This window comes from uncultured Nisaea sp., assembly GCF_963974195.1.
Taxonomy (GTDB): Bacteria; Pseudomonadota; Alphaproteobacteria; order Thalassobaculales; family Thalassobaculaceae; genus Nisaea.
Map to the genome: position 1 here is coordinate 1 of NZ_CAXBDC010000171.1, position 5,470 is coordinate 5,470.

Below are 5,470 nucleotides of genomic sequence, written 5' to 3' on the forward strand. Positions count from 1 at the left end.
ACATTGACCGGCTTCCGCCTTGCGGCGGAGGCCGGTTTTTCGTGGGTGGAGTTCGATGTGATGCTGAGCGCGGACGATGTGCCGGTGCTGCATCATGACGAGGAGCTGGGCCGGACCAATAGCGGCTCCGGGCCGGTTGCCGCGCAAACCCTGTCCGCTCTCAAGACGCTTGATGCCGGCTCCTGGTTCGATCCGGGCTTTGCCGGAGAGCGTGTGCCGACCTTCGAGGAAGCCATCTCCTGCTGCCGGGCTCTTGGCCTGTCGATGAATGTGGAGATCAAGCCGACCAGGGGCCGGGAAGCGCGCACAGCCGAGCTGGTCTCGCAGATGCTGAACGATCTGTGCCCGGACCTGACGGAGCGGATTATCGTCTCCAGCTTCGTGCCGGACTGTTTGCGGATCGCACAAGAAAAAGCCCCGGATTTTCTCCGAGGCTATCTGTCAGACACGATGGCAGAGGGTTGGCATGAGGCAGCCAGGGACCTTGGATGTTTCTCGGTACATCCGAACCATGCCCGCCTGGATGCCGCACTGATTACGGCCATACATGAGGCGGGCTTCCGGATCCTTACTTATACGGTAAACGATCCGGAGCGGGCTGCGAGCCTCATAGGCTGGGGGGTGGATGCGGTCATTACCGACGAGCCCCTGTTGGCTGCGCTGGCCTGAGCGGTCCGGCCGGCATTCATCCGGGCGAGATCCCGCCAATATCCCAACATGAAAACCCGCATGGCTGAAGGAACGGAACTGGATCCGCGGGTTCGGTCGATCTCGTTGATCAGGGCTTTGACATTATAGCCAAGCCTTTTCGAGACGAGGTCGAACATCGACCATTCTTCCGGGTGCAGACAGATGCTTGTGCGTCGGCTTTCCAGACGGAAGTGGCGGCGCACCATGCGGCTGGCGTCGCGATCTCCGTCCTCAACCGTCTTCAGGGCTGATCCGAGTATGTCTTTACCCTGTCCGGACGGTTTCAAGCTGTCTGCCATGAGGTGTCTCCAAGTAGTAGGGTTCTTATAATCGTCACTATTCCCAGAAAAGTGGGAAAGCGCAAGCGTAAATTGTTCGGGATACCCGTCTAGCGTGTTGAATTTGCATACAGAGATACACCGTACTGTGCTAATAAGCTGAATATAAATGGAAAAATTTCCGGCGAGATCTTTAAAAAAATGGCGCCCTGGTAATAAATTCCCAGAAAAATGGGAATTGCTTTCCCAGAGAAATGGGAATAAGGTCTTAGGTATGGGCCGATTCAAACATGCGATATCGAAGCTCGAGGCGGAATTGCGGCACCGTTGCCATCGCTATTACGTCGAGACAGGGATACGGAAATACAAACTCGCTTCCGCGGCGGGTATATCCGACACGTTGCTTAAAGGCATCGACAGTCCCGACTTCGAAGCGTCGATGAAAACCCTGCAACGGCTCGACGAGATCATTCCCGAAGACTGGGAGCCGACCGGTGCGGGCGGGAGCGGAAAGCTTCTGGTTCCGGCGCAGGCCGATCCGGTCATTGGCTACAAGATCTGGGAGAGCGATCTCAGCCGCAGCCGGAAGATATATGTCCGTGATGAGCTTCTGCATGGCCTTGACCCGGACCAGATGGAGCGCTGCGCTCTCTATATAGAGAAGGCGCGCGATCCGGAGGGCCGGCTGATACAAGGCCGGTTCAAGCTTGAGGTGCTAAGGGCGATTGCCCCGCAATGCGCCATCCATGTCTTCGACGTGGGCGAGGAAAACCCCGACGGCTATTTCATCGAGCACTGGGATACCGGCACCGGCTTCTGGCATGGCGCCGATATGACCGGGATGAAGTTCGCGGAGCTGGATGACGAGGCGCTGCGGCGGTGCCAGCTTGAAGATTACCTGGTCTGCCGCGAAACAAAGTGGCCGAACCTCTCGATCGTGCACCGTAATTACGCGCATGGCGAAGAGCGGAACTTTCTCCGCCTTCTCTTCCCGTTCGAGGCCAGTGACGGATCGCCGAAAATTCTCAGCATCACGCGGCCGCAATCCTCCGGGCTGGCCGTGGATCTGCTGAAGAAGAAGCTGCCGGGATACGAGCTGAGAAGCGGCGAAGGCATTGTTGACCTTCGCAGCCGCCGTACCTGAGGCTCTTCAAGCCAGTCTTTCGTGGATTAGTTAGTCTTCCGCGGCCCGTTCCGGCTTCGGAATGGCGACGGTGTGGAAGCCCCCGTCGACATAGTGGATTTCCCCCGTCACGCCCGCCGACAGGTCGCTCAGCAGATACAGTCCGGCCTGGCCGACTTCCGTGAGCGATGCGTTGCGTTTGAGCGGCGCGTTGTTCTCGGCGAAGCGGAACGTATGGCGGGCATCGGCAATGGCCGAGCCGGCAAGGGTCTTCATCGGCCCTGCGGAGATCGCGTTGACCCGGACGCCGTGCTCGCCGAGATCGGCGGCCAGATACCGGACACTTGCTTCCAGGGCGGCCTTGGCCACCCCCATGACATTGTAGTTCGGCGTGGTGCGGTTGGCGCCGAGATAGGACAGGGTCAGCATGCTGCCGCCATCCTTCATCAGGGGCCAGGCACGGCGGGCGATGTTCGTGAAGGAGAAGCAGGAGATGTCGAGCGTATTGAGGAAGTTTTCCCGCGACGTGTCCGCGTAGCGCCCCTTCAGCTCGCCCTTGTCCGAATAGGCAATGGCGTGCAGCACGAAATCCAGACCGCCCCAGGCAGTACCGATTTCATCGAATGCCCGGTCAAGCGCATCGTCATCCGCGACGTCGCACATGACGGCAAGCGGTGAGCCAACGCTCTCCGCCAGGGGATGAACCCGCTTTTTCAGGGACTCGTTCTGGTATGTGAAAGCCAGCTCGGCACCTTGCGAGGCGACGGCGGAGGCAATGCCCCAGGCGATCGAGCGATCGTTGGCAACCCCCATGATCAAACCGCGCTTGCCAGCCATCAGGCCTTTGTAAGGCGTCGCTTCCGCTTCATGCTGATCGGCCGTGTCGTCAATCAGGTCGGTCATCCCGGTCGCTCCGCTATCAGGCGTCGTATTTCTGGAAGGCTAGCACGGCATTGGTGCCGCCGAATCCGAAACTGTTAGACATGGCAACACGCAGCCCGGCATTGTCCACGCGCTCCCGAACGATCGGCATGTCCTCGACCTCCGGATCGACGGTTTCGATGTTGGCGGAGGCCGCGATGAAGTCGTTCTTCATCATCAGAAGCGTGTAGATGGCCTCATGGACGCCGGTGGCGCCCTGTGAATGGCCGCTCAGGGATTTGGTCGAGCTGATTGGCGGGATCGCGTTCCGGTCCTTGAAGACCTCGCGAATGCCTTCCAGCTCGATCGTGTCGCCGACCGGCGTGCTGGTGCCGTGGGCGTTGATGTAATCGACCGGCCCTTCGACGTTCTTGAGGGCCATCTGCATGCAGCGCACGCCGCCTTCGCCGGAGGGCGCGACCATGTCGGCGCCGTCTGACGTTGCGCCGTAGCCGACAACTTCGCCGTAAATCTTGGCGCCGCGTGCCTTGGCATGCTCGAGTTCCTCGAGGATGAGGACACCGCCGCCGCCGGAGATGACGAAACCGTCGCGATTGGCGTCATAGGCGCGCGAGGCCTTGTCGGGCGTATCGTTGAATTTCGAAGAGAGCGCGCCCATGGCGTCGAACAGGACGGACAGCGTCCAGTGCAGCTCTTCGCCGCCGCCGGCTAGCATGACATCCTGCTTGCCCATCTGGATCAGCTCATAGGCATTGCCGACGCAGTGCGAGCTGGTCGAGCAGGCCGAGGAGATGGAGTAGCTGAGGCCCTTGATCTTGAAGGCGGTCGACAGGGTCGCGGAATTGGTGCTGCACATGACCCGCGGCACCATGTAGGGGCCGACCCGCTTCGGACCCTTTTCGCGGGCTGTGTCGAATGCCTGCATCATGTTGGAAGTGGACGGGCCGCCGGACCCCATGACCATGCCGGTCATCGGGTTGCTGACATCGGCGGGCTCCAGGCCCGCATCTTCTATGGCCTGCTGGGCCGCGATGTAATTGTAGGCTGCGCCGTTGCCCATGAACCGCATCAGCTTCCGGTCGATATGTTCCGACGGATCCAGCTTGATCGAGCCATGAATGTGGGAGCGGAAACCGAGATCGGCATAGTCCGGCGCGAATTCGATGCCGGATTTACCGGCGCGCAGGGAAGCGGTGACTTCTTCTGCGTTATTGCCGATGCTGGAGACGATTCCGAGCCCGGTGACGACGACGCGACGCATATCAATTTGCCCCTTCGGTTACCGTGTTTTGGAACAGTCCGACGCGAATGTCCTTGGCCTCGAAGACCGTGACACCGTCGCATTCCACGCGGCCGTCGGCGATCCCCATATAGAGTTTGCGCATGATAACGCGCTTGAGGTCCAGCGTGTAGGTCAACAGCTTTGCGGACGGCAGCACCTGGCCGGAAAATTTGACTTCGCCGACCGAGATCGCGCGGCCGGAACCCGGACCGCCCATCCAGCCCAGCGTGAAGCCGAGCAATTGCCAGAGAGCGTCCATGCCGAGGCAGCCCGGCATCACCGGGTCGCCGACGAAATGACAATCGAAGAACCAGAGGTCCGGCTTGATGTCGTATTCGGCCGTGACCGAGCCCTTGTCATATGCCCCGCCGCTGGTCGAGAGATTGGTGATACGGTCGAACATCAGCATCGGAGGCATCGGAAGTTGCGCATTCCCGGGGCCGAAAAGCTCTCCCTTGGCGCATTTGATCAGGTCTTCGTACCCGAAGCTGTTCTTTTCCTTGAAGTCCAACAATGCCGTTCCTTCCCGTACGCCAGCGCTTGTCGTCAGGCGGGACCCTGTCTGGTCCCATGATAGACTGCAACCGCGCGACCGCGCCATCTCTCACATTTCATGCACCGCCTACCCTAAATATGGTGGGGAGTGCAAGCAATCAGGTGGAGTGTGATACCCGATGACTTGACATATGGGGCGGATTAACGCTCTTTCTTATGATTGATGTGCCCGAGCGACGAAACCCCGAGAGACCGAATGGAAGACCGGGAATGAGCAGTGCAGATACCCCTAGTGAAACGCAGAGCCTGGGCGAAATGCAGAGCCTGTCCGGCCGCCTGACGCGGGCCGGATTGCGCCCGACGCGTCAGCGTCTCGCACTCGCGGACCTGCTATACGCTGCGGGCGATCGCCATGTGACGGCGGAGCAGCTTCACAAGGAAGCCGGTGAAGCCGGGATCGCGGTCTCGCTTGCCACTGTTTACAACACGCTGCACCAGTTCACCGGATCCGGCCTGCTGCGCGAAGTTGTCGTGGAATCCGGCCGTTCGTATTTCGATACGAACACCACGGATCACCATCACTTCTTCGTCGAGGACGAGTTGCGGCTGACAGATATTCCGGCGGAACGGGTTGGTTTCGTGAACCTTCCGGATGCTCCGGAAGGCACGGAGATCGAGCGGGTCGACCTGATCATCCGCCTGAAGGCGAAAGAGCTTTAG

General features: G+C 60.0%; 6 protein-coding genes. 3 read left to right on the forward strand and 3 right to left on the reverse strand.

Features of this window, described 5'->3' with window-relative positions:
* Positions 1–669 (forward strand): glycerophosphoryl diester phosphodiesterase (locus tag AAC126_RS21560; protein WP_339857400.1); only part of this gene is annotated, 669 nt, incomplete at its 5' end.
* A gap of 573 nt (positions 670–1,242) precedes the next feature.
* Positions 1,243–2,112 carry a hypothetical protein gene (locus AAC126_RS21565; protein ID WP_339857401.1) on the forward strand — a complete coding sequence of 290 codons (870 nt, stop codon included), beginning with the start codon at positions 1,243–1,245 and terminating at the stop codon, positions 2,110–2,112.
* A gap of 30 nt (positions 2,113–2,142) precedes the next feature.
* Here AAC126_RS21565 and AAC126_RS21570 read toward each other — a convergent pair whose 3' ends face one another.
* From AAC126_RS21570 to fabA, 3 genes are all read right to left on the reverse strand, one after another.
* The gene (locus tag AAC126_RS21570; RefSeq protein WP_339857407.1) at positions 2,143–2,928 is read right to left on the reverse strand and encodes an SDR family oxidoreductase; all 786 of its coding nucleotides are present in this window, start codon (positions 2,926–2,928) and stop codon (positions 2,143–2,145) included.
* An 82-nt stretch (positions 2,929–3,010) separates the two neighbouring features.
* The gene (fabB, locus tag AAC126_RS21575) at positions 3,011–4,234 is read right to left on the reverse strand and encodes a beta-ketoacyl-ACP synthase I (RefSeq protein WP_339857403.1); all 1,224 of its coding nucleotides are present in this window, start codon (positions 4,232–4,234) and stop codon (positions 3,011–3,013) included.
* 1 nt (position 4,235) lies between these two features.
* Positions 4,236–4,766 carry a 3-hydroxyacyl-[acyl-carrier-protein] dehydratase FabA gene (gene fabA / locus AAC126_RS21580; protein ID WP_339857405.1) on the reverse strand — a complete coding sequence of 177 codons (531 nt, stop codon included), beginning with the start codon at positions 4,764–4,766 and terminating at the stop codon, positions 4,236–4,238.
* A 299-nt stretch (positions 4,767–5,065) separates the two neighbouring features.
* On the opposite strand from fabA, the gene irrA reads away from it, so the two are divergent.
* Positions 5,066–5,470, forward strand: coding sequence for an iron response transcriptional regulator IrrA (gene irrA, locus AAC126_RS21585; protein ID WP_339857409.1), 405 nt, complete (start codon positions 5,066–5,068; stop codon positions 5,468–5,470).